Origin of the sequence: Sulfurimonas gotlandica GD1 (genome assembly GCF_000242915.1) — a bacterium.
In the GTDB taxonomy this organism is placed as follows: Bacteria; Campylobacterota; Campylobacteria; order Campylobacterales; family Sulfurimonadaceae; genus Sulfurimonas; species Sulfurimonas gotlandica.
In genome coordinates this window covers 1,850,382-1,873,831 of the sequence record NZ_AFRZ01000001.1, presented here as the reverse complement: position 1 = coordinate 1,873,831, position 23,450 = coordinate 1,850,382, and the positions used below count along the sequence as shown (strand labels likewise).

The following is a 23,450-nucleotide window of genomic DNA, read 5'->3' as shown; positions in this document are numbered from 1 at the left end:
CTAAATAGTTTATTAAAAAGATACTAATAACTTTATTAGTTTAAAATTAAGTTTATAAGCTTAAGTTTTATTGATGATTATCTTTTTGATCCTCAATATAATTTGTAATTGCTTCTTTAATGTTAGTTAATTTATTCGGATTTCCCTGCAAATTTTTAAAATAAACTGATAAATCTTCACTTTTTTCCACTTTTAAATCTGCAATTTTTGAACACACCTGGAGAAAGACATCATAGGGAACATCATCACCACGTTTTAAAAAGTAAATAGCACGCTGAAGTGATACGAAAGGGTTAATACTTACTTTTGAGAGATGATTTACTCTTGTATTAATATAGTTAACAAACTCTATTCTCATATCGCACCCTACAATAGTAAAGAGTCTTTTTTTTGTGTCATAGTTACATTCAAAGGCTATCTTGGTTGAATCAAAATCAAATCCGTCCACAAGTTCTTTTAGAGAAGCGTCTTTAAATCTTTCTCGAAAAACAAGCTGGTAAAGCTCACTTTTATACCTGTATGTATATGAGTTGTTCTCATACTCAAAATAGTCTTGATTCATGGCGCTGTTAACAAGTTCTCGATCTTCATTAGATGGGAAAAATATATCCAAATCTCTGAACGTGTCAGCTTTCAGGCAGGAACCTGCTAGAAAAAATTTAATCTCTCTTTTTTTTATATTTTGTATGATCAATCGCTGAAGAAACGTATTTAGCTTGATTGCTATATTATCTAGTCGGTAATCAAGAAGGGATGCTTGTTCGTAGGAAAGCAACTCCTCATAATCTTTCCAAAAATCGTAAATCATAAATTCTCCAAATTAAAGATACTTAAATTCAATTATTGTACCATTTAATTATTTAAAGGATTTTATACTCACCAATTGCAAGATTTTCTATACTGTATTTTCCAAAACTTACTCTATGCAGTGCGGTTACTTTGTTGCCTACAGCTGCAAACATACGTTTAACTTGGTGGTATTTTCCTTCACTAATCTCTAAGTGAACAACAGATTCACTGATAACATTCATTTTTGCAGGAAGAAGCGGTTTTTTTTCACCCCTTAAGATAAGCGTTCCGCTTGTAAATATTTCTGCTTCATTCCCTTTCAACGGCTGGGCAAGTGTAACTTCATATAATTTTGATATATCACTTTTTGGACTTGTTAGACGATGATTTAGAGCTCCATCATCTGTAAGTAAAATTGCCCCTGTTGTATCACCGTCAAGCCTTCCTATAGTTGATAGCTTAGGATTTCTTTTTTGCCAACGCTCTGGTAAAAGAGAGTATATAAGGACTCCAACATCATCATGAGAGCAGATTATACCACTGGGTTTATGCATCAAAACAGTTAATGTTTCAGGGTCAAGAACTATTTCATCAATGATTATATCATTATGATATACCTTTTTGTTTGTATCAAATACTCTCTCTCCATTGACGCGAACTTGAAATATCTTTAGAAATTTTTTAGCTTCACTTCTTGAGCAATATCCCAAACTTGAAAGATGAGCATCTACCCTCTTATAACTATTTTGCATCTATACTACTTTTTGAGAAATCTTATCATGTTAAAGCAAAATTATTGTTGCAAGTCCTAGAAAACTAAAAAAACCAACTATATCTGTAACTGTTGTCAGTAATACAGAAGATCCGACAGCTGGATCAATATCTGCTTTTTTAAGAAGCAAAGGTATTAATGCTCCAAAAAAACCTGCGGTTATAAGATTTACGACCATTGAAATTGCTATAACAACACCAAGCAATGGTATAGAAAACCACACCCATGCAATAAGACCTATAGTAACTGCAAAGATACTCCCATTCATTAGCGACAAATAAACCTCTTTTTTTATTGTCTTTTTCGCGTCATCATCACTAATATCTCCAAGTGCCATTTGTCTTACTGTTACTGTAAGTGTTTGTGTTCCAGCATTACCACCCATAGATGCAACAATTGGCATTAACACTGCTAAGGCGACAAACGATTGTAATGTTGTATCAAACAGCCCAATAACAACAGATGCAGCAATAGCCGTCAGAAGATTTATGCCAAGCCAGAATGCACGATGCTTACCAATGTTAAGCAGACTCTCTTCCTGTTCTGCCTCATCACTAACACCGGCAAGATTATAAAGCTGCCCTGTAGCACGATCTTCAATTATGTCATAAATATCATCAGATGTAATACGTCCAAGTAGTTTACCTTTTGAATCTACTACAGCAATAACACCCATATCATAGTTTGAAGCCACCTCAACAACATCATGAATATCATCTAACGCATTTACTGCTACTGTATTTACACCATCTTTAACAAGCTCTTCATAATATACATTTGGCCCCAGTAGAATCAAGTCTTCTAATGGTATTGAACCAAGAAATATTTTTTTTCTGTTTATTACATAGACCTGATAAACACTATCTAACTCTTTTGCAGCTTTTAAACTTTTAAGCCTTCTTATAGAATCACCGACTTGCTCATCTATAAATGCTGAAAAAAGCTCCGTTTGCATATATGAGCCAGCTTCATATTCTCCAAACGATATTAATGTTTCTAAATTATCACGATCTTCTTTTGGTAAATTTTGTAAAACTTCTTCAGCAACATCCTCATCAACCTCTTCTATATTACGAATAAATTCAGCTGCATCATCTGTATCAAGAGTGTTAGTAATATCTGCAAGTTCATTAGTTGTAAAATGCTCTACAAACTCTTCATGGCACTGCTTTGGAAGTTCAATAAGGACAGATGCTTTAAGATCTTCAGGAAATTTTTCTAACTCTTGTAGATAAATATTTTCATCATAATCACGTAACTCTAATAATATTTCAGCAATATCATATGGGTGCACATTTGTGTCAAAACCCTCTATATATCTTTGAACTTTATATTCAAGTATTTCAATAAGTTCTATCAATGATGATTTCATTTTATCTCCCTGTGATTTAAAGGTTTATTTTTTCATTTAATAATGTTTTTTGTCTCTCTATAATTGTCTCTTCTGTTTGAACAATCTTTTTAAATTTTGCATATAACTTATACTCTACAAATATTGCAAAGACACCAAGTATTGCAAGTGACAATAGTACATATTTGAAATCTACATCAAAATAGTCAAGTATCATAGCTGTCACAGCTCCACCAATAATTGCACTAGATACAACAAATGAACGTAGCATAAGGTAATCTTTTAGATTTATTTCATCTTGCATAAAATCAATAGTATGAACCCTTGAAATCTCAAATGTAATTGCTTGCAGAGTGAAAATAGTTATTATTATATATGTGAATATCAATATATCCACTTCAGCAAGCATATAACTGCATATCTGTACTAAATCTAATAGTATAACAAAAAGGTATATACGATAAATTTTTACCTTCTTAAACAGCGGCTGAATCAAGCCATCAGTAGCACCAAGAAGCATATAAAAACTTATTGCAAATACAGGAAGATACAGACCTTCCAGTTTTGCTATAAAAGGCATAAGAACCCAATCTATATAAGTAGTAAAAAACAGTACAGTTACTTGAAGCTTGAGTAGTTTACTATTTCCAAGCTCTTTAAAGAGCGCCTTGTAATTTTTCAGTGCCATATTCTAACTCCATAAGATAGGCATCACACCCATCACGATAAAAGGCTTCAAGTCTCTTTTTTACATTAAACCCTAGTCTCTTATACAAAGCTATCGCTATCTCATTATCTACACGAACTTCCAGAAGTATCACTTTAAAACCTAAAGAAACTAACTCCTTAGAAATTATTGCCATCAACTTAACTGCTATTTTTCTTCCTCTGTAATCCTCACTAACTCCTATAGAATATAGCTTAGCATTAGCACGTTTTATTAGCACTAAGACATAACCTGCGATATTCCCTTCTACTTCTGCAATATATAGAAGATTATTGCGCAAATGATATGCAAATGAGCTTTTAGACAGAGGATAATTCTCTATGTCAAAAAGTTCTTGCTCAAGTTTATAAAGCTTTACTGCATCACGAGGCTCAGCCTTGCGTATTATCATTTTTGATAAATTGTATATTTAGGCACAAGTTTAAATGGACGATAAGACATTTTAACCTTGCGAAGATTTTCAAACCCCATGTCGTCACCAACATTTATATATTTCACATCATAATGATCTTTAAGCATCTTAGAAAATTCGCGGAAGATAAACTGCGCACATCCAAGAACTTCAAAGTCTGTCTTTTCAATAATTACTGTAGCAGTATCATCATTGATTCGCTCACCTACGGTGAAGCCTTTTAACTCATCATTTATATATATTACTAGGCCTACAAGGGATAAAGCTTCATAATTTTTCAACATCTGCTTAACAGCATGTCTCTCTTGGTGAATACCTTCTAAAAAAACTTCAGCCTCCTCTTTTGGCATATATTTAACTCTGTCAGATACCCATTTGTTAAATAGGTGCATAATCTCATCTTTATGCTTAATACTATCAAGAGGCTCAATTATATGATCAGGATAAGATTTTGTAAATTTATTTATCTCCGTACGCTTTGTATGATAACTGTTACCGCGAAGCTCAATCAAACTGTCAACAGAGTAGATATAATCAACCAGTTTTTTTTCTACGATGTAATGTTCAAGCATTACAAACATACTCTCTGCTTCATCAGTAGAATGAACAAACTCTTCTACCATAGATTCTTGTACATAATCTATACGAGCATAATATGGAGAGCTGTTATTTGCATTCATGATTTCAAAACAGCGTATCATTGCATCTGTAACATATTTTTTCTTTCCCAGAGGAGGCAATAACATTGTTAACTCACCACCAGTCATTACAAAAAGACAAAAACATTTATTTATCACTGCGTAAAATCCGCTGCTGTTAGCTAGCCATATAAAATTAGCCGCGAAAGTATAGTCACTAAGATCTACATCCAGCTTAGAAAGATACTTTTCTATTATAGGTTTTGAATCAAGTGTGAAAGGCTTGAGAGTCTGTTTTTTTACTGTTAAATTAGCCATAAATTTCCTTTATAAATACAAATATAAATGGAATCATACATCTAATTTTTAGTTTTGCGGTTGCAATTTTTCAATGCCCTTAAATAGCATATTTCAGAAGTTTATTTTTTGAAAAATAGATGAAATTGAAAAATAATTTTTAAAATATTTTCACAATATTTAAAAAAAAGGATATAGTTTCATTATAAACACATATAATTTATTTTTATCTACAATGGACTGTAATATGCAAATAGAAAACTTAACTAATGAGCAACAAAAAGAGGCTCTGATAAACTATTCAGAAAATATAGCTTTAGAGCAATATCAAGCAGAATTAGTAAAACTTCAACAACATATAGAACGTTATAAGCTCAAGCTTATCATTGTTTTTGAAGGTCGTGATGCTGCAGGTAAAGGGAGCGTTATAGGCAGTGTAAGCAGGTATCTAAATCCGAAACATTACAGAATTGTAGCCTTAGGTCGTCCTAGCGAAGAAGAACGTACACAATGGTACTTTCAAAGATATGTTAAACACTGTCCACATGGAGGAGAAGTAGTACTTTTTGATAGAAGTTGGTACAATCGAGCTATGGTTGAGCCTGTTTTTAATTTTTGCTCAGAAGAAGAACATGAAATATTTATGAAACACGTAGTTCCCTTTGAAGAGTCTATGGTTGATCATGGAACGGTACTTGTAAAACTTTATTTTAGTGTCAAAAAGGAAAAACAAGCTTTAAGATTTGAACAACGCCGTACAGACCCGCTACGTCAATGGAAGTTAAGTGAAATAGACTTGCAAGCACAAAGTATGTGGGAGCAATTTACAACAACTAAGTACAATATGTTAAAACAGACGAACCATGAAAAAGCACCATGGTATGTAATACGTTCAAGTGATAAGCATAAAGCTAGATTAGAAACAATGAAATTAATTTTAAGTCAAATTGAATATGATGGAAAAAGTCGCGCAATAGATTTAACACCTGATGCTAAAATTGTTTTTACGGCAAGTCAAGAATTAAAACTAATGGATATACATAAGCTAAATAATATTGATAAATTGTAAAACATTAAAAGACAAAATTTGGTACTTTTTTTGCTTATAAAAGACTAAACAGGGTGGGTAATGGCTGAAGAACTAGAAGATATAATTATCATTGAAGAGAGTGACGCAGCTGGATCTTATGCACCTCATGAATCAGAATCTATTTTAGATGATGATTCTTCAAAAAAGAAAAAAATAATTATTTTCGGTCTTGTGGCTTTTTTACTGGTTTTAATAATTATAATTGTGCTGTTTTTCATTTTAAAAACTCCAGATGCTAAAAACACTTCCTCACTAGATTTTATTGAAACCAAACTAGAACAAAACACAACTCAACCTATACAACCTAGCAAATTAGAAAATATGATTGCAAAAGCAAATTATCTTTACTCTACTGGATCAAAAGATGAAGCTCTTTTTTTATATGAAAAAATTGCAGTTTATAGTGAAGCAATTTCAGTTTACAATCTAGGTGTAGCGCAGCTAAAAGACGGAACTTACGATTTAGCATTGCAGACATTTAAAAAAGCTATAGTTAATGATGAGAAACGCTGTGTTAGTGCTATTAATGCAGCTGTATGTTCTTTACATTTAAAAGATGAAAAGAACTTTAGATACTACATAGATTTAGCATATGCATATTTAGCACGTGAAAAAGATTCACCTCTTTACTCATACTACTATACACTTATTAATTACTATAATAATAACTATCTTGAGGCACTAAGTTCATTGGAAAATCCTACAAGTAAAGAATATCCAGTAACTCAAAAACATCTCAGGGCAAAGATCAATGCTCTATATTCTAACGACTATAAAGCTATAGAAGCTATGGAAGAGCACTTTGAAGTTGCGGACTCTTTTAGCATCGCTCTACTCTATGCTAGAGTTGGCGACTTAACACTCGCACAAAAGCATTTAGCCCAAGCGATTGTAAAGAACATTGAACCTGTTAAATCTGCTGTTGCACAAGCACTAATAAACTTAAAAGCTGGAAGAGTGGCTACTGCAAGCAAACAGATAAAAAATGTTACAGATATGTTTCCTGAAGAGGTATATAAACCATATCCTGTTAAAGTAGAACTGAAAGAGTCTCTTTTTGATTCGTTAAAAGCACAACTTAGATATAGAGACAAAATTATACATGCTAGAATGTTCAACTATCAAAAAATATTCTATTTTTCTCCATATAAAGTATTTAATGCTGACCAGACTATTAGCTCTATTCAAAAAGGAAATGCTAATATTTATATTGACAACCTTGCATCTGCAAAAGAGTATCTAACAAAAAGTGCTTCAACTTCTAATGTAAATCAGGGCATTGTAAAAGCAATTCAAAAAGCCTTATCTTTTAAATTAAGAGAGTCAAATACTGACTTACAAGAGCTTGTAAAACTTCAACCAAAACACTCTATTCTACATTACAATCTTGCTCTTACATATGCTCAAATGGGCAATATATCTAAAGCGCAAAAGCATTTTCTTCTTTCATACCACCTAGATGCAAAAAATTATTTATCTGGTATTTTTGCGATTATGACAAGTCAGCTAATTGATAAAGACAGCACGAAATTAGCTACAATTGTTAAAGACTCTATATCTTTAGAAGATCCAAGCGAAAAGATTGATCTATACAAAACACTTCTATTTATTAGTGATAACAACATTATTTCCACAGCAGACTGGCTAGATAAAGATTATAAGCAAAAACCTCTTTACTTAGCGCTCGATACGATTATTGCTCTAGGATTAAATGATATCAATGCTGCGAAGAAAGCTTCTCACAAACTGACAATTTTACTTCCAAATGAGATACTTCCACACATGATGTACATAGATTCATATTTCTCAGATCTTAAACCTAAAGAATATGCGAAGGAAGTATTAAACTATTTAAAATTACAAAATTTTGATTTCAATGATCTATATTATGGACCATATATAACTAGATATCTATACATTCAACAAAATCTTATAACAGGTAAACTCTTTTTCCTTAGAAAACAACTAAGAGAAGTACTGGAGACTACAAAAAGAAATACGCATGAGATTACTAGTGCATTAGCTCTTGCGTCTTTATACGACAAAGCTTATGAAGAGTCATATACTCTCTATAACAATCTAATTGATGATTTAAAAGTAAGGGATGCATATACACTTTTTTTAGGTGCTGTAGCTTCAACCGCTGCAGATCATCATGCCAATGCTATAGCTCTTCTTGAACTATCTAAGATGAAAGATGGAAGTTTCTTGGAGAGTCGTTATGCTTTAGGTCTGTTATACCTTGAAGTTAAAAATAACCAGGGTGCTGGAATTCAGTTTGCCAGAATCGGAGATAATGGTTTTAGTTCTGAATATTTCAACTTTGATATTGACTTAGACAAATTACTGTTTGAAAAAGAACAAGCAGTAAAATAAAGAACTTATTTTTTGCCTAAACTCTTAGGCATAAGCATCGCAGCACGAACTAAGCCATAAAGAATATAAAGTACAAATATCAGGGTAAAACCTTCTATTGGGTACATGAATACAACAAACAATGCTGATATAATAATAACAAAAAACTTCATCGCATGTTTTGGGCTAAAATCTATTTTTTTGAAACTTGGATATCTAATATTGCTTACCATTAGTATTGAAACCAAAATAGAAAGAAGCATAATTACTAATCCATAATCATTATTGAAACCATATTTTTGAAAAAGTAAAACCATAAGAGAAACAAAAACTGCTGCAGTAGGGATAGGTACTCCAATAAAAACAGATGGTTCAGTAGTTACAGTCATAACATTAAATCTAGCTAATCTAATAGCTCCAAAAATTACAAATATTGCAGATGCAACAACACCAAAACGCCCAAATTCATAACCAACAAATAGATACATTAAAAGTGCAGGGGCTACACCAAAAGCAACCATATCTGCAAGAGAGTCAAACTCTACACCAAACTTAGAACATGTATTCGTCAGTCTTGCAACTCTTCCATCTAAACCATCAAATATAAGAGAGAGCATTATAAGCCATGCAGCTTTTTCAAAATTTCCATTTACTGCACTTATAATGCTAAATACACCAGAAAATATGGAGGCTGCGGTAAAAAGATTTGGAAGGATATATATTAGATTAGCAGGTTTTTTTGTCATAGTTTATGAAAAATATCCTACTAATGATTGAGATGCATTTAATTCTTGCCCTACGCTTACATTTACTCTGAAATTTTGAGGTAAATATATAGTAGTTATACCGTTTACCATTAGACCGTATCTACTACCTTGAACCAAGTTTTGTTTAGTTATTACATCTAGTTTAATCTCATCAAAACTCTGTTTTAAGATATGAGATACTTTTACTTTATTATCATGAGTATCTTTAAATATAAGCTCAACTCTTTCATTTATTTCTCTTGATAATGGTGATGCATGGGATAGTCTAGCACCATGTTTAAAATTGATATTCTCAATGGCACTACTAAGTGGTGCACGAAGAAGAGAAACATTTAGGTAGCTACTGTTTACTTCTAGTTTATATGCATACTCTTCACCCTCTACTTCTTCTATAGAAAGTAAAATTCCATCAACCGGACTTACAACACTCATCTGCTCAAGGTTAGGTAACATTCTCTCCGGATTTCTATAAACAAATACAAAAAACAAAAGTGTTAAAAATGATAAGAACTCTAAAAGATTTAAATCTAAAATAGCAAAAATTATAAACGCTAATATAGTAAAACCTATACGACTAAAACCCTCTTTTGCTATTGGTAAAAGATTATTGTTCATCTTTGCTTTCACTTTCTTCTATTTTACTATCTTTTTTAGACATTGCAGCGTCTTCTTTTAGCTCAGCCTCAATATCATCAACAGAAGCAGCAACTTTTGATTCCATATTATTATCTTTTTCAAAATTAATAATAATATCTCTAACTTCTTCACCCGTAATATTTTCTTTTTCGTAAAGAAGAGCTACCATATTTTCTATAGCACCCTTATAGTCTTCAAGACGAGCAAGAACAGATTCATATCTCTCAGCTAAAGATGATTTAATAAATTCATCCATCTTTTCAGCCATCTTATCACTGTATTCACGAGTTGCTTGTTGTCCTCCACCTAGGAAAGATTGTCTGCTTTTTTCTAAAACCATAAGCCCTGCAACATCACTCATACCATATGTTTGAACCATAGACTTTATAATATCTGTAGCTCTTTCTAGGTCATTTCCTGCACCAGTAGAGATTTCACCAATGAAAACTTGTTCAGCTGCACGACCACCAAGCAATACATCTACTTCTGCCCATAACTCATGCTTTTGCATCATAAACTTATCTTCTTCTGGTTTATTTAAGGTGTAACCAAGAGCAGCAAGTCCACGTGGAACTATAGAAACTTTTGAAACTTTTTTAGCCCCTTCAGTTGTCTCAGCAAGAAGAGCATGCCCACTTTCATGGTATGCTACAATTTTTTTCTCTTTAGGGTTAATCCTACGAGATTTTTTTGCAAGTCCAGCAATAGCTCTCTCTACTGATTCAAACAAGTCTTTTTGCTTAACAGTTTTCTGACTTTTTCTACCCGCTAAGAGAGCAGCTTCATTGATAATATTTGCTAAGTCTGCACCAGCAAGACCTGCTGTTAATCTAGCAATTTCTTCAATTTCTACATCATCATCCATTTTAACATTTTTCATATGCACTTTAAGAATCTTAATACGACCTTGAAAATCTGGCTTATCTACTAGAACTTGTCTATCAAAACGGCCTGGACGAAGTAGTGCAGCGTCTAGAACTTCTGGTCTATTTGTAGCAGCTAAAATAATTATAGGAGTATCAGTTCCAAAACCATCCATTTCAGCTAAGAGTTGATTTAAAGTTTGTTCTCTCTCATCATTTCCGCCCATCATTCCACCTGCTGCACGACTCTTACCAATAGCATCTATCTCGTCTATAAATATAATACTCGGAGCATCTTTTTTAGCTTGCTCAAACAAGTCACGAACACGAGCGGCACCAACTCCAACAAACATCTCTATAAAACTAGAGCCACTTACAGAGAAAAAAGGAACATCTGCTTCACCTGCAACTGCTTTTGCTAGAAGTGTTTTACCAGTACCTGGAGAACCTACAAGTAAAACACCTTTTGGAATTTTTGCACCAATTTCTACATAACGAGCTGGATACTTTAAGAAATCAACAATCTCTTGAACTTCTTCTTTTGCTTCTTCAACACCAGCTACATCATCAAACTTCGTGTTTGGTTTCTCTGAGTTAACCATTTTCTTAGAATTACCCATACCAAGAATACCACCACCCATACTTTTTTGCATTCTTCCAGCAAAAAACATCCAAATAGCAATAATTATTAAAAATGGAAATAGCCATCCAAACATCTCAGTAAACCAATTTGTTTCACTAAATCCTGTATATTCAATTCCTTGTTTGTCCAATAGTTCAACAAGGTTTGTATCACCTCTTACTATTCTAGTAGTATAAACTGAACCATCTGTTGAAACTGCTTTTATATAGCTCTGTCCAATACTTACTTTTGATACAGTTTTGCTTTCCACTAAACTCTTAAGCTCTGAGTAACTAACTTGTTTTGTTTTTCTATTAACTGTATTGTTAGCACTGTCTAGATCTGTACCTTCACCAACAAGTACTTTAAATAGTAAAATTATTACTACTGAAAATATTGCAAAAGTTATTAATGGGTTATTATTAAAAAAATTATTATTTTTATTATCATTATTGTTTGAATTCTTATCTGACATTATTTATCTCTTTTTTATTTTCTTTTTAAAATAAGCGTTACCCACTCATCTACTGCTATTCTTTCAATGATTTCACAATCTTTGTAAAAACCTAAAACTTTACTCTCGTATTTATCCAAAATACCTGATAAAATCAATATACCATTATCCTTTAAAGCATTTTTCAAATCTTTTGCTATAAAAGTAAGTACATCCGCTACTATATTAGCCACGACTATATCATATTTTGCAGAGCTTAGAGAGCATGAACCTTCCCATATTTTTGTAAATTTCAAATTGTTTAATTTAGCATTTACAATACTATTTTCAACAGATACAGGATCAGTATCACAAGCTTCTACAACTGCATTGAGCTTCATCGCTCCTATACCTAGTATTCCACTGCCACAACCTACATCTATTACAGAATCGCCTTCTTTAACATATTTAGAGATTGCTTTTAATGACGAAGCAGTTGTTGGATGATGTCCAGTGCCAAAAGCTAGTGCTGGATCTATCGCTATGTTGATTAAATCTGGATTTTCTTCATCCCAAGTCGGATGAATATAGAATTTGTCTATTGCAAGTGGAGTGATACTTTTTTGGTAAAGTTCAACCCAGTCACTGTTTGGAAGTTTTTGCTGTATACATTCAAGCTCTATCACTTCACCTATTGCTTTTTGCAGGGCTTCACAAAATTGTTCTAAACCCCACATAATAGTATCAAGTTCATCTTCACTTCTCACAATAAAACCAGATTCTGATTCTTCAAAACCTACTGGTATAGTATCGTGCAAAAAGTCAGCAAATAACTCCTTGTGAGATGAAACTTTAACTACTAGCTCGTAGTAGTATTCCTGCATTATTCGGAAATACCCATTACAGCACCAAGTTTTTCTTTCAATACTTGTGGTGTAAACGGTTTAACAATATAGTTATTTACCCCTGCTTTAAGTGCAGTAATAACCTCTGCTTTACCACCCTCTGTTGTTACCATAATAATTGGAGTATCTTTAAAACGAGCATCAGCACGAACTTTCTTAACTAATTCTAATCCATTCATCTCTGGCATATTCCAGTCAGTAATCAGCATCTCAATATCTGGATTAGAATCCATTTGAGCCCAACCTTCAAGACCATCAGCGCCTTCTAGAATATCTTTATAACCTAAGCGCGCTAAAGTATTTTTAATAATACGACGCATTGTAGAACTATCATCAACAACAAGTAATTTCAATTGAAATCCTTTTTAAAAAATATATTTTGCAAAATTTATAATCTAATAATATCTAAATTTTCGTTTTTTTACCATTAATCAAGAAGTTTAAACATCTTTGGTAAGTCTAATGTACCCTCATAATATGCCTTGCCGATGATAACACCATCAACTTCTTTCGTAGCGATAAGAGCTTCAATATCACTAGCGTCTTTTACTCCACCACTAGCAATTGTACTAATACCGCTTGCTCTTGCAATGTCTAGCGTAAACTCAACATTTACACCAGAGAGTGTTCCATCCTTGCCAACATCAGTACAGATTATCGCTTCAACACCAGCATTTGCAAATTCTTTTGCAAGATCTGTAGCTTTCATACTACTAACTTCACCCCAGCCTTCAACCGCTACAAATCCGTCTATAGCGTCTATTCCAACAGCTATTGGGTACTTTGCTGCCATGTCTCTAACAAATTGAGGATTTTTTACTGCAATTGAGCCAAGTATAATTCTATCTATACCTATCTCAAGCATTTTTTGTATAGTCTCCTCATCACGTATACCACCGCCAAGTTCTAACTTAACATTACAGTTTTGTCTGATTTTAATAATCTGCTCTAGATTTTTAGGCTCTCCTGCAAAAGCACCATTTAAATCGACCAAATGCACCCACTCTGCACCCATCTCTTCAAATTTTTTCACTAAAGACCAAGGCTCATCCGAGTAAATCTTTGCACTATCCATAATACCTTTTGTAAGGCGAACTGCTTTTCCATCTTTTAAATCAATTGCTGGGTATAACGTCACTATTATTTCCTTATAAGTTAATGAAATTTTCTAATATATGTAAACCATTTTTATGGCTTTTTTCCGGATGAGGCTGAATGCCCATTACATTTTTATGAGATACTGCTGATGTAAAATCATAGCCATAATTAGTGCGACCTATAATGTCTTCTTCATTTGTACAATTCACATGAAATGTATGCACAAAGTACAGATAATGTTCCTCATCTAAGTTTTCAAACAACGGATGCTGTGTAGTAAACATTCTATTCCAACCCATATGTGGAACTTTTAAAGGTTCACTAAACCTACTGCTGTCAAAAGCTTTTACACTTCCTTTTATAAGTCCTAAACCTTCATGCTCTCCAAACTCTTCACTGCTCTCAAAAAGAAGTTGCATTCCAAGACAGATACCAAGCATATACTTTCCACTTGCTGCATACTCTCTTAATGCTTCTATCATATTTCTATCTCTTAAATGCTCCATAGCATCTCCGAATGCACCTACACCGGGAAGAATAAGTTTGTCATAATCTTTAAACTTACTTGGATCACTCTCTATTACTGTATCTTTACCTAATTTAGCAAATGCATTTTGAACACTTGCCAGATTTCCCATATTGTAATCAACTATTGCTATCATGAGTCATTTTTCACTTTTGTAAATTTTATATATATAGCTAAACTAACTATTAACATTGCTACACCACCGATTATATACATCGAATATAGTAGCATCTGAGGATCTGTAATAGCAAATTTAAAAACTAACATCAGAGCTTCAATAGATAATGCAATTATAATAGAACCTAAGAACTTGACCATTGTTTTATGCGGCCCTGAAATATTTGGTTCTTTATGCCGCCCAAGTATCTCTTCTTCTATGAGAGTTTTAGCTAAATCAAATATGGCAAGAGAAAGGGTTAGTAAAATAGTTGCTTTAAACATATCATCAATAACCAGATGAGAAACAGTTATCTCATTAACAAAGAAACTCTTGATTCCATGTGAGAAAAGAAGTAGTGCAACTGCTATAAGTGCAAAGGCAAACATTGCATATGAATATTTAAATAACTTAGAAAAGAACGCATCAGATGTGTTCATATGAGCAATTTTTATAACTTCATCAAGAGGCATATCTAGACAAGCTACATATTTAAGATTTCCATCTTCACAAAAAATTGGTTGAGAAGCTGTAACCGTCAACTCTTGTGTTATTAGAGAAGGATAAGGATCTGTAATCGTACATCTTTCTTCTCTTACAGCACGGTAGTAGTAAGCACGATCTGCTCTGATTTTGCCGATATCAGAATCTATTTGTTTAGAAGCAGAGTATGTAGCGGTTACCTGAATACCTCTATTATCTAAAAGATAGATGCCCTCACACTTTTCTAAATCTGCCTTGATCTTTAACAGACGAGGCATAATCATATCTATTGTTAACGACGGAAGTCTATTTGGAATATTTTTAGAAAAAAGATAACAGAAATACGCCCTAGCTTTAGTACGACCTTCAGAAAAATCTTGAATATCAGATGCAACCATCTTTTACTTGCCTTTTTTTAAATTAGTGTGATTATAGCAAAGGCAAAATAACAAAGAGGTTAGCCTAATTAAAACCTTCTTTTTGTTTATCGATATGTGATGCTTCTGTATGTTGAGCTATACTAGGTCCAAATACTTTTTTAATAATTGACTTAAAGCCTTTTTCATTATCTTCATACTCTCTCTCAGCCTCTTGTAACGAAACTTCCCATGCGGATGAAAAACCAGGAGCTTTTAACATCATTTTTCTCAAAGCCCCATCATAGATATTTAAAAGTCTAAGTTCCGCACGACCTGGTTTTTGTCCTAAAGTCTTTACTGAAATTCTTAGATTTTCATTATCTTTTTTGAGTTGAGCTAAATCTTTTTCAAGATTCTTACTACCTTCTTCAGTAATTCTCATCTGTCTATGTAAGTGCTCTTTATAGTCTTTCAACTCTTTTTTATAAGCACTCACCTCAAATCTAGACTTTATATAACTTATAAAATAACCTACAACAACACTTGCTATAATCAATAAAATACCTAAGTAGCTTAGTTCCATAAAAATCCTTTTATTCTTTCATATATATGATTATAGCAAAATTAACCAATTTTATTTTCACTCACAAACCCATCACTTAATAAACCAACCAAAGAAGCTATTAAAAAGAAAAAACTTGCGCCAATTATCATTACCACTGCTGGTACAATCAATACATCTCCAAACATTTTGTATCCTTTTAGCTTTTATTCTATTATATTAGGAAATTAAAATGTTAAAAAAATGTTAGGAGACTAATGATAGACAATTACTTTATTAAAATAAAACATTATCTTCACCTCTATTTTTTTATAGTAGTAAAACTCATGACATCTTCACTCATTTCAACTTTTTGACTCACTTTCTTTTTTAATCCTCTGGTTGTTGCAAGGGCTTTGTTGATGTCCTTTGAGATTATGTAATAGCCACTTTGCTCGTCATACTTGCTTGACGGAAGTGAGCTTATTTTTTGGTTTGAGGCTATGACCTGAATACTCTCAACTCCAAATGGCGGTTCAACTGTAAATGCGCCCAGACTTATCCATCTTGAGGCATCGTCTGCATTAATGAACTTTACAAATTTACTATTTCCGCTTCCTTCGCCAAGCTCTAATAAATATGAAAATTTCGCTTCTCTTGTCTGCGTATAACCAATTATATAGAAGTACCCCATTTTATTTAGTTTTACAAAAAGTTCTATCTCTTCACCTTTGTTAAAAAGTAGGTTTTCACTTCCTCTGTTTGAGTTTAGTGATACTTTTAAATCACTTGAATTGATTACGCCAGCGTTTAGAAGTGCATCAAAATCTACGCCTTTTGGCTTTATAATTAAATCTTTGTAGGCTTCTGGATGTATATTTATCGTTTTTGATTTTACTACTTCATTTGTTTGAGTGCTTAAAAGTTCATAGTTTAAAACCATCGCATTTTTTGTGAGTGTGTATTCTCCGATTAGCAAGTACAAAGCATCTTTTGGTGTTTTTGCAGTTTTTAGTTTTGACTTTAACTCTTTATGAAAGACTGAACCAAACTCTGCTACAGTTGTGTTGTTTTGAAGTAGTGGAGGATACACAAAGATTTTTTCTTCTTGGAAATTTTTTTCTAAAATTCCACATGCTATAGTTATGGAGTCTATGTTTGAGTTTAGTTTTGCAAGCTCTGCTTTTACTTTTGCTTTTGTGATTGCGGGTCTTTTCTCAAGCTCTGCACCTAAAATAATTGCTACGCTTTCATATCTGTCATACTCATTTAAAAGTGAAAAAATATCTTCATATAGTTTTAATTTCAAAGATGAAGATTTTGAACTCTGAAGCTCTTTTAGTAGTGAGTTTATCTCTGCGTTTAGATTTTGGAGTTTCTTCATATAGAGTTTATTTACTTTTAATGGAGTTAGTTTTACACTTGCTTCAACCTCTAAAGCTCTATCTATAAATGTAAAGTCCGCACCTAGTATAGGCAAGTTTGAACTTATCTTGATATTTGACTTAGCTTTTGAACTTTCATCTGTTGTTGTAGACTCAAAGTTGGAACGAACTTCACTCTTTATAACTTGACTCAAATCAGCAAGTGCCTCTTTTTTTGCTTCTTTATTTGTTTGTGCATAACCTACTCCACTTATATCTGCATCCATAGAAGTAGCTAAAAAAATAGCCCCTAAAAAAACTGCAATACTAAATTTAAAATTTCCCATACATACACCTTTTACGATTTACACTATTATGCAATACAATTACTAAATATACCGTTATAACTTCTAAAAAATATATGATATAATCTGTTAATAACCATTTTTAAGGGTACTGTTTGATTCATCTTTATTATAAAATTTCTACTTCAAAACAGATATCTGAGACTGCGAATGCATTTGAATCTTGTAAGCTGGTTGACATCAGTATGGTTAAAAGTATTGAAGATGATGAAGTTTACCTGGTAGAAATAGATAAAATTGAAAAAACTCTTTTACTGCATATAAAAAAACTACTTCAAAGTAAAACGCAAAGTCTAGTATACTTTTTTATAAATGATTCTCATAATTTAATGCTTTTTCAATTAGCTTCTTTATTAAATGTAAAAAGTATTATTACTCCAAAACATGATATTTCCAAAGTTATCTCAAATATTCAAACAGAACTACTGCTTAACAAAACATCTCAACTAGAAAATGCTATAGCAAAGACTCAAGTCAATGATTATTGCTTTATGATTTTCAATTCCAACTCTCTCATATTTGCAAGTCAAAAGCTATATAATGATTTCAATTGTAAAGATTTAGATATGGTTAAGTCCTTTGTTTGTTCGCAATTTAAGCTAGATGATTTTTTAAACAGTGATATGGTAGAAAAGAATAGTTTTTCTTTTACCGGATTTCCAAAATTATATAGCATCAAAAGTATTACGTCTAGTTTTAACAATGATAAATACATATATATAGAAGATATTTCAAATGATAAAACGCAAGATATATCGGGCGTTGATTTTATAAAAAATCGTATATATTTCATAGAAATTTTAAAAGAAAAAATTTTAGAAAAAAGCATATCACAAGGTTTCATTTCAATAATAACTATTCAAGTTGAAAACATGTCTAACTTAAAGCAGTACTGGAGTGAATATGAAATAGAGATGGCAGTTCGTGACCTACTTTTACAAGTAGAAATTGAAATAGAATCCCACACACTACTTGCTCAATATGACAATAACCTTTATTTAACACTTTTTGAAGGACTAGACTTTGAATCTACAAAACAAAAAGCCAACTCAATACAACATCATATATCATCTTACACTTCAAAGCAAAAGATTAAGCCAATCATCGGACTATATGCTTTAGATATAAATGATTTAGAATTAAACAATATTTTAACAACTGTTTCAGACATATCAAGAGAAAATATATCAATAAAAGATATAGATTCTAAAAAACTATATAGAGTTATAAATATAGATAATGAACTAGATGATGTCAGAGCAATAGATATACTTCTTCAAGCTACATTTACTAATAAGATACCTATAAAACTTCTAAATATATACAAAGGTCTATGTATAAATACGGCTTCTACTATTGTGAAAAAAACTGATCAAGAGATATATGTTACATATGAACAGCTTCAGGGTACTGTATTACATTTTGAAAAAGAGACGGTAATTCAGTCTTCAAATTTCATAAAAGATATAGTTGCAGATGTAAAATATATAGATACTAAAAAGAAGCTTGCACTACTTAAAAACTTTCGATTTGTTCAAGGAAGTGCAAATGCAAGAAAGTACTCTCGAGTAACTTGCTCACAAAGAACTCCAATATCAATAGTTCATAACAAAGGCACCTTAAATGGAGAAATATTAGATATATCTATGAACTCTATAGCTGTAAAGACAAGACTATATCCACAGATGGAAGCATTAAAACAAAATGAGGTTACTCTAAACTTCACTCTTCCCGTAAGCAGCAGTGAAGAAGGTTATATGAAACTATCACTAATAGCAGAAGTGATTTTTACTATGTGTGATGAAGAGTTTTGCAAAGTTGTTGTAAATTTAGATGAAGACCAAGTTCATGAAGCTATTCTCATGGAATACGTTTATAACAGACAAAAAGAGATTATTGTTGAGCTAAAAAAACAAACAACTATGCTAAATTAGGTATAATTCCGACAATGAAAAAAGATATAAAACGTATAGCTATAGTAAGACTCTCTGCTCTTGGAGACATAGTAAATAGTGCAGTAACACTGCAGTTTATCCATGACAAATATCCAGATGCAAAGATAGAGTGGATAACTGAAGAAGTTTTTGCTCCACTGCTAGAAAATCATCCCCTTGTTTCTATTGTTCATACACTAAACCTAAAACAGTTGAAGAAGTCTAAAAGCTTCTCTCTTTTAAAACAAACTTTTTTAGAGCTACGTTCACTTGGTGAGTTTGATATTATCATAGACATCCAAGGGCTTTTGAAATCTGCGATAGTAGCAAGACTTATCGGAAGTAATACTCATGGTTTTGACAAGAACTCTGCAAGAGAAGGTATCGCTTCATATTTTTATAAGACTACTTCACATATAGAGTATGATGAAAATATCGTTAAGAGAAATACATTTCTTGCATCTGATGGTCTTGGATTTAATATTAGTGATGAAATGCTGCTTAATAAAAAGCCTATATTTGAGACAACTGAATATCCACTAGACAATAGTGATAAGAAGAATATAGCTATTGTAATAGGTGCATCTTGGGAATCAAAAAAATACCCAAAAGAGAGAGTTGCTGAACTTTGTAATGAGTTGAAAGAAAACTCTATAATCTTATGGGGTTCAGATGCTGAAAAAGAAGATGCCCTTTGGATATGTGAAAACTCTGCTTATGCGACTATAGCGCCTAAACTATCTTTAATTGATTTGGTCTCTCTTATCTCCAGTGTTGACCTACTCATAGGCAATGACACCGGCCCTACTCATATGGCTTGGGCTCAGAACATTCCTTCTATCACTCTATTTGGCCCAACTACTACTAGAATGATTTATGAAACTCCTATAAATATAGGTATAAAATCAAGTTCAAAAGTAGATATATATCATATAAATAAAAATGACTTTTCTATAAAAGATATAGAAGTTCAAAAAGTTGTTACTAAAGCAAAGGAGCTACTAAAATGATCGGTTTTTACGCTTTTTTAATTCTTGAAAAATTCTTAATGCTTCTACCTAAAAAAGTAAGAAGAGCATTTTTTATTAGCCTTGGTTTTTTAGCTTATAAACTTTCAAAAAGGTACAACAAAGTCATAAGACAAAACCTTCAATTTATCTATGGGGATAATGTTGATGAAGCGTTCGTTCAAAAGATTGCTAAAAATTCATTTAGACAACTGCTTTTAAATTTTCTTCATACAATGGAAATAAGATACTACTCCATCGAAGAGTTATCAAAAAAAATTACTTTTGAGAATGATGAAGTGCTAAAAAAAGTGCAAGAGCAAAATAGACCTATTGTCTTTGTAACTTCCCATTATGGTTCTTGGGAGCTAGCTGGAGCAATGCTAAGTGCCCTAAGAGAACCGATTATGATTGTATACAAAAGAATGAAAAATAAATATTTTGAAGATTATCTTTTAAGTTCTCGCTCAAAATCTCGCATGCAGTATGTAGAGAGAAATGGTGCGACAAGAGGTATACTAAAACAACTCCGCTCCGGTGGGGCAATAGCGATTTTAATAGATGCAAATGTAAATAAAAAAGAAGCCATCACTGTTGATTTTTTAGGTAAACCTACAAGCCAAATTAAAACAACTGCTTACTTTGCAAGAAAATTTAATGCTGCTTTGATTCCGGCACTTATACATGCTAACGATGATGAAACATATACTATAAAATTTTACGATGAGATTATACCGCCAAAAACAGATAACGAAGAAGAAGATATCAGAGTATCTACTCAGATGCAGACTGATTGGTTAAGTGCAGAGATTTTAAAAGCTCCCCAACCTTGGTTTTGGCTACATAGAAGATTTAAAGATGACTATCCAGAGGTTTACAAAAAATAAACCTCTAATTAGATTTGTTTTGTTTCACACTCTTTTGTTCTTGCCTCAAACAGTTTTAAAATCGTTAGGAAAAATGCAGTAATTGCAGGTCCTAAAATCATTCCCCAAAAACCAAATGTTGCAAGTCCGGCAATAATAGCAAAGAAAATCACAAGCTCATTTATTCTCGTATCATCCTCTTTTAAAAGTCTATTGTTGATCTCTTTTATGATTAGAGGCTTTACAAATGTATCAGCGATTATTGAAATTACAATGACCGAATAAAGAGCTATAAATATCGCACTTGAAGAATCCCCGATTGAAAACTCATAAAGCATAAACGGAAGCCACATAAGAACTCCACCAACGACAGGTATAAGAGATGCAAAACCATACATGATTCCAAAAAGAAGACCGTTATAACCCATAAATGAGACGGCAACACCAAAAAGTACACCTTCTAACATTGCAGTCACAATGATAGAGTAAAAGACTACACTCATAACACTAGAGAGTTCTTTTGCAAGTGTTGTAGTCTCTTCAACAGACATCTGAACTACACGTTTTAAAAATTCTATTATATTAGTTCCATTATATTGAGCGAAAAAATAAAAGATAATAATCAAAAATGCATTTTTCAAAAATCCTGCACTAAAAGAACCGATTGTTCCAGTTAAAGATATAGCCTTCGATGTTAGTGCATTAACATTTAAATCTTTAAGAGCATCTACAGCATATGGCTTTATAAACATAAGATATTCAGGTGGATTTTTTATTAATTCTCTAATATAAACTTCTATTCCAACAAAAACTTGAGGGTCAATACTATTTAGTTTTATAGTCAATGTTGCCAGAAAATAACCAAGTGGAGCAAAAAACAGAATTGCCATAAGAAAACTAGAAATAAGTGCTGCTGAGAATCTTGATTTAAAAAGTTTAGATAGTAATTCTTGAATATTTGAAGTTGATACTGCTAGTAGCGCAGCTATTGTTATAGTAAGTAAAAATGGAGCATAAAGAAGATACATCCAATAAAGTGAAGTTGCAAATAGAATTGCTACAAAGTACTGCGGTTTCATTAAAAAAGACTCCCATCTTCATGTGTCATTGAAATATTCAACACTTCATAAGTACTTCTTGTAGCCTTTCTTCCCTTTGCTGTTCTTTCTAAATAGCCGTTTGCAATAAGGTATGGTTCTAGTACATCTTCAACAGTACCTTCATCTTCACTAAGTGCTGCTGCGATTGTACTAAGCCCCATTGCTCTTCCATTTGCAGCAACTAAAAGGTTTAAAAGTCTTATGTCCATCTCATCAAAACCGTGAGAGTTTATTCCAAGCTGATCCAGAGCATACTGAGTACGAGAGTGATTTATACTCATCTCTTCTGCAACCTCAGCGAAGTCTCTAACACGGCGAAGAAGACGAAGAGCAATACGTGGAGTCCCACGACTTCTTTTAGCTATCTCTACAGATGCTTCATGAATTATCTCTTTGTCTAGTTTAACAGAAGCCTGAACTATAATTTTTGCTAGTTCATCAGAAGAGTAAAACTGCATTCTAAAACTCATACCAAATCTGTCTCTAAGAGGATTCGAGAGCATTCCGGCTCTTGTTGTAGCACCAATAAGAGTAAAACGAGGCAGGTCGATTTTTACAGTTTGTGCAGCTGGTCCACTGCCTATAATAATATCTATTCGAAAGTCTTCCATTGAAGAATAAAGTATCTCTTCCACCGCTGGTGAAAGACGGTGAATCTCATCTATAAAAAGTATATCGCCCTCTTCCAGATTTGTAAGTATTGCAGCCAAATCTCCGCTTTTTTCTATCATTGGAGCAGCTGTTACTTTAATGTTTGCACTCATCTCATTTGCGATAATAAGTGCTAGAGTAGTTTTACCTAACCCTGGAGGTCCATAAAAAAGGACATGATCAAGTGCTTCATCCCGTTTTTTACTAGCTTCAATAAAAACACCAAGGTTTTTCTTTATCTGTTCTTGTCCAATGTATTCACCCCAAGCATCTGGACGAAGAGTAACTTCTGCACTCTCTTCTTCAGTGGAAAAAGTCTCTATTTCTACTAATCTATCCATT

The 23,450-nt window shown here is 32.6% G+C and carries 24 protein-coding genes; 5 read left to right on the top strand and 19 right to left on the bottom strand.

Going from position 1 to position 23,450, the window contains the following annotated elements:
- Positions 1-67: 67 nt before the first annotated feature.
- Genes SMGD1_RS09275 through SMGD1_RS09250 form a run of 6 tightly spaced genes read right to left on the bottom strand, consistent with a single transcriptional unit; the run spans position 68 to position 5,007 of the window.
- Positions 68-808 carry a Gabija anti-defense Gad2 family protein gene (locus tag SMGD1_RS09275; protein WP_008335953.1) on the bottom strand — a complete coding sequence of 247 codons (741 nt, stop codon included), beginning with the start codon at positions 806-808 and terminating at the stop codon, positions 68-70.
- Positions 809-860: 52 nt separating this feature from the next.
- Entirely contained in the window at positions 861-1,541 is a 681-nt protein-coding gene (locus SMGD1_RS09270) for a pseudouridine synthase (RefSeq protein ID WP_008336231.1), read from the bottom strand.
- A 30-nt stretch (positions 1,542-1,571) separates the two neighbouring features.
- On the bottom strand, positions 1,572-2,933 hold the full coding sequence (gene mgtE / locus SMGD1_RS09265) for a magnesium transporter (RefSeq protein WP_008336892.1): 1,362 nt from the start codon (positions 2,931-2,933) through the stop codon (positions 1,572-1,574).
- Positions 2,934-2,949: 16 nt separating this feature from the next.
- Positions 2,950-3,600: a hypothetical protein gene (locus SMGD1_RS09260; RefSeq protein ID WP_008335830.1), complete on the bottom strand. Its 651-nt coding sequence runs from the start codon at positions 3,598-3,600 to the stop codon at positions 2,950-2,952.
- A complete protein-coding gene (gene rimI, locus SMGD1_RS09255; protein ID WP_008336119.1) occupies positions 3,569-4,030 on the bottom strand; it encodes a ribosomal protein S18-alanine N-acetyltransferase in 462 nt (153 codons plus the stop codon). Before rimI ends, SMGD1_RS09260 begins: the two co-directional genes overlap by 32 nt.
- Positions 4,027-5,007 carry a DUF2156 domain-containing protein gene (locus tag SMGD1_RS09250; protein ID WP_008336348.1) on the bottom strand — a complete coding sequence of 327 codons (981 nt, stop codon included), beginning with the start codon at positions 5,005-5,007 and terminating at the stop codon, positions 4,027-4,029. The genes rimI and SMGD1_RS09250 overlap by 4 nt, the downstream gene beginning before the upstream one ends.
- A gap of 226 nt (positions 5,008-5,233) precedes the next feature.
- Here SMGD1_RS09250 and ppk2 point away from each other — a divergent pair, with 226 nt between their 5' ends.
- Together ppk2 and SMGD1_RS09240 are read left to right on the top strand one after the other, a co-directional pair.
- Complete coding sequence (ppk2, locus tag SMGD1_RS09245; protein ID WP_008336887.1) at positions 5,234-6,055, top strand: polyphosphate kinase 2; 822 nt, start codon at positions 5,234-5,236, stop codon at positions 6,053-6,055.
- 60 nt (positions 6,056-6,115) lie between these two features.
- The gene (locus SMGD1_RS09240) at positions 6,116-8,452 is read left to right on the top strand and encodes a tetratricopeptide repeat protein (RefSeq protein WP_008335248.1); all 2,337 of its coding nucleotides are present in this window, start codon (positions 6,116-6,118) and stop codon (positions 8,450-8,452) included.
- A 5-nt stretch (positions 8,453-8,457) separates the two neighbouring features.
- Here SMGD1_RS09240 and pssA read toward each other — a convergent pair whose 3' ends face one another.
- From pssA to SMGD1_RS09190, 11 genes are all read right to left on the bottom strand, one after another.
- A complete protein-coding gene (gene pssA / locus SMGD1_RS09235) occupies positions 8,458-9,177 on the bottom strand; it encodes a CDP-diacylglycerol--serine O-phosphatidyltransferase (protein ID WP_008334978.1) in 720 nt (239 codons plus the stop codon).
- A 3-nt stretch (positions 9,178-9,180) separates the two neighbouring features.
- Positions 9,181-9,825 (bottom strand): phosphatidylserine decarboxylase, encoded by a 645-nt coding sequence (locus SMGD1_RS09230; RefSeq protein ID WP_241761466.1) that lies wholly within the window; start codon positions 9,823-9,825, stop codon positions 9,181-9,183.
- Positions 9,803-11,794 carry an ATP-dependent zinc metalloprotease FtsH gene (ftsH, locus tag SMGD1_RS09225; protein WP_008335513.1) on the bottom strand — a complete coding sequence of 664 codons (1,992 nt, stop codon included), beginning with the start codon at positions 11,792-11,794 and terminating at the stop codon, positions 9,803-9,805. The genes SMGD1_RS09230 and ftsH overlap by 23 nt, the downstream gene beginning before the upstream one ends.
- A gap of 14 nt (positions 11,795-11,808) precedes the next feature.
- Positions 11,809-12,636, bottom strand: coding sequence for a 50S ribosomal protein L11 methyltransferase (locus SMGD1_RS09220; RefSeq protein WP_008336625.1), 828 nt, complete (start codon positions 12,634-12,636; stop codon positions 11,809-11,811).
- Positions 12,636-13,010: a chemotaxis response regulator CheY gene (locus SMGD1_RS09215; RefSeq protein WP_008336051.1), complete on the bottom strand. Its 375-nt coding sequence runs from the start codon at positions 13,008-13,010 to the stop codon at positions 12,636-12,638. The genes SMGD1_RS09220 and SMGD1_RS09215 overlap by 1 nt, the downstream gene beginning before the upstream one ends.
- A gap of 74 nt (positions 13,011-13,084) precedes the next feature.
- Positions 13,085-13,795 (bottom strand): 1-(5-phosphoribosyl)-5-[(5-phosphoribosylamino)methylideneamino]imidazole-4-carboxamide isomerase, encoded by a 711-nt coding sequence (hisA, locus tag SMGD1_RS09210; protein ID WP_008336695.1) that lies wholly within the window; start codon positions 13,793-13,795, stop codon positions 13,085-13,087.
- 10 nt (positions 13,796-13,805) lie between these two features.
- The gene (gene hisH / locus SMGD1_RS09205) at positions 13,806-14,417 is read right to left on the bottom strand and encodes an imidazole glycerol phosphate synthase subunit HisH (RefSeq protein ID WP_008335854.1); all 612 of its coding nucleotides are present in this window, start codon (positions 14,415-14,417) and stop codon (positions 13,806-13,808) included.
- Complete coding sequence (locus SMGD1_RS09200; protein ID WP_008336675.1) at positions 14,414-15,319, bottom strand: PDC sensor domain-containing protein; 906 nt, start codon at positions 15,317-15,319, stop codon at positions 14,414-14,416. The genes hisH and SMGD1_RS09200 overlap by 4 nt, the downstream gene beginning before the upstream one ends.
- Positions 15,320-15,383: 64 nt before the next feature.
- Positions 15,384-15,863 carry a hypothetical protein gene (locus SMGD1_RS09195; protein ID WP_008336669.1) on the bottom strand — a complete coding sequence of 160 codons (480 nt, stop codon included), beginning with the start codon at positions 15,861-15,863 and terminating at the stop codon, positions 15,384-15,386.
- A 41-nt stretch (positions 15,864-15,904) separates the two neighbouring features.
- The gene (locus tag SMGD1_RS15045; RefSeq protein ID WP_008335523.1) at positions 15,905-16,030 is read right to left on the bottom strand and encodes a hypothetical protein; all 126 of its coding nucleotides are present in this window, start codon (positions 16,028-16,030) and stop codon (positions 15,905-15,907) included.
- 113 nt (positions 16,031-16,143) lie between these two features.
- Positions 16,144-17,532 (bottom strand): DUF4384 domain-containing protein, encoded by a 1,389-nt coding sequence (locus SMGD1_RS09190; RefSeq protein ID WP_008337019.1) that lies wholly within the window; start codon positions 17,530-17,532, stop codon positions 16,144-16,146.
- Positions 17,533-17,645: 113 nt separating this feature from the next.
- Between SMGD1_RS09190 and SMGD1_RS09185 the strand changes: the two genes are divergently transcribed.
- The 3 genes from SMGD1_RS09185 to SMGD1_RS09175 are packed head-to-tail and all read left to right on the top strand — an operon-like array spanning position 17,646 to position 21,378.
- Positions 17,646-19,484 carry a PilZ domain-containing protein gene (locus tag SMGD1_RS09185; protein WP_008336236.1) on the top strand — a complete coding sequence of 613 codons (1,839 nt, stop codon included), beginning with the start codon at positions 17,646-17,648 and terminating at the stop codon, positions 19,482-19,484.
- 14 nt (positions 19,485-19,498) lie between these two features.
- A complete protein-coding gene (gene waaC / locus SMGD1_RS09180; protein ID WP_008335699.1) occupies positions 19,499-20,494 on the top strand; it encodes a lipopolysaccharide heptosyltransferase I in 996 nt (331 codons plus the stop codon).
- Entirely contained in the window at positions 20,491-21,378 is an 888-nt protein-coding gene (locus SMGD1_RS09175) for a lipid A biosynthesis lauroyl acyltransferase (RefSeq protein WP_008336564.1), read from the top strand. The genes waaC and SMGD1_RS09175 overlap by 4 nt, the downstream gene beginning before the upstream one ends.
- A gap of 8 nt (positions 21,379-21,386) precedes the next feature.
- Here the strand turns inward: SMGD1_RS09175 and SMGD1_RS09170 are convergent, their stop codons facing one another.
- On the bottom strand, positions 21,387-22,436 hold the full coding sequence (locus tag SMGD1_RS09170) for an AI-2E family transporter (RefSeq protein ID WP_008335765.1): 1,050 nt from the start codon (positions 22,434-22,436) through the stop codon (positions 21,387-21,389).
- Entirely contained in the window at positions 22,436-23,449 is a 1,014-nt protein-coding gene (ruvB, locus tag SMGD1_RS09165; RefSeq protein ID WP_008335611.1) for a Holliday junction branch migration DNA helicase RuvB, read from the bottom strand. Before ruvB ends, SMGD1_RS09170 begins: the two co-directional genes overlap by 1 nt.
- Position 23,450 lies beyond the last annotated feature (1 nt).

Excerpts from the sequence above, each read along its gene's own strand:
- rimI (WP_008336119.1), bottom strand. The coding sequence starts at position 4,030 with ATGATAATACGCAAGGCTGAGCCTCGTGATGCAGTAAAGCTTTATAAA.
- ppk2 (WP_008336887.1), top strand. The coding sequence starts at position 5,234 with ATGCAAATAGAAAACTTAACTAATGAGCAACAAAAAGAGGCTCTGATA.
- SMGD1_RS09200 (WP_008336675.1), bottom strand. The coding sequence starts at position 15,319 with ATGGTTGCATCTGATATTCAAGATTTTTCTGAAGGTCGTACTAAAGCT.
- ftsH (WP_008335513.1), bottom strand. The coding sequence starts at position 11,794 with ATGTCAGATAAGAATTCAAACAATAATGATAATAAAAATAATAATTTT.
- SMGD1_RS09170 (WP_008335765.1), bottom strand. The coding sequence starts at position 22,436 with ATGAAACCGCAGTACTTTGTAGCAATTCTATTTGCAACTTCACTTTAT.
- waaC (WP_008335699.1), top strand. The coding sequence starts at position 19,499 with ATGAAAAAAGATATAAAACGTATAGCTATAGTAAGACTCTCTGCTCTT.
- hisH (WP_008335854.1), bottom strand. The coding sequence starts at position 14,417 with ATGATAGCAATAGTTGATTACAATATGGGAAATCTGGCAAGTGTTCAA.
- mgtE (WP_008336892.1), bottom strand. The coding sequence starts at position 2,933 with ATGAAATCATCATTGATAGAACTTATTGAAATACTTGAATATAAAGTT.
- SMGD1_RS09270 (WP_008336231.1), bottom strand. The coding sequence starts at position 1,541 with ATGCAAAATAGTTATAAGAGGGTAGATGCTCATCTTTCAAGTTTGGGA.
- SMGD1_RS15045 (WP_008335523.1), bottom strand. The coding sequence starts at position 16,030 with ATGTTTGGAGATGTATTGATTGTACCAGCAGTGGTAATGATAATTGGC.
- SMGD1_RS09195 (WP_008336669.1), bottom strand. The coding sequence starts at position 15,863 with ATGGAACTAAGCTACTTAGGTATTTTATTGATTATAGCAAGTGTTGTT.
- SMGD1_RS09240 (WP_008335248.1), top strand. The coding sequence starts at position 6,116 with ATGGCTGAAGAACTAGAAGATATAATTATCATTGAAGAGAGTGACGCA.
- SMGD1_RS09220 (WP_008336625.1), bottom strand. The coding sequence starts at position 12,636 with ATGCAGGAATACTACTACGAGCTAGTAGTTAAAGTTTCATCTCACAAG.
- SMGD1_RS09250 (WP_008336348.1), bottom strand. The coding sequence starts at position 5,007 with ATGGCTAATTTAACAGTAAAAAAACAGACTCTCAAGCCTTTCACACTT.
- SMGD1_RS09175 (WP_008336564.1), top strand. The coding sequence starts at position 20,491 with ATGATCGGTTTTTACGCTTTTTTAATTCTTGAAAAATTCTTAATGCTT.
- pssA (WP_008334978.1), bottom strand. The coding sequence starts at position 9,177 with ATGACAAAAAAACCTGCTAATCTAATATATATCCTTCCAAATCTTTTT.
- SMGD1_RS09275 (WP_008335953.1), bottom strand. The coding sequence starts at position 808 with ATGATTTACGATTTTTGGAAAGATTATGAGGAGTTGCTTTCCTACGAA.
- SMGD1_RS09190 (WP_008337019.1), bottom strand. The coding sequence starts at position 17,532 with ATGGGAAATTTTAAATTTAGTATTGCAGTTTTTTTAGGGGCTATTTTT.
- ruvB (WP_008335611.1), bottom strand. The coding sequence starts at position 23,449 with ATGGATAGATTAGTAGAAATAGAGACTTTTTCCACTGAAGAAGAGAGT.
- SMGD1_RS09260 (WP_008335830.1), bottom strand. The coding sequence starts at position 3,600 with ATGGCACTGAAAAATTACAAGGCGCTCTTTAAAGAGCTTGGAAATAGT.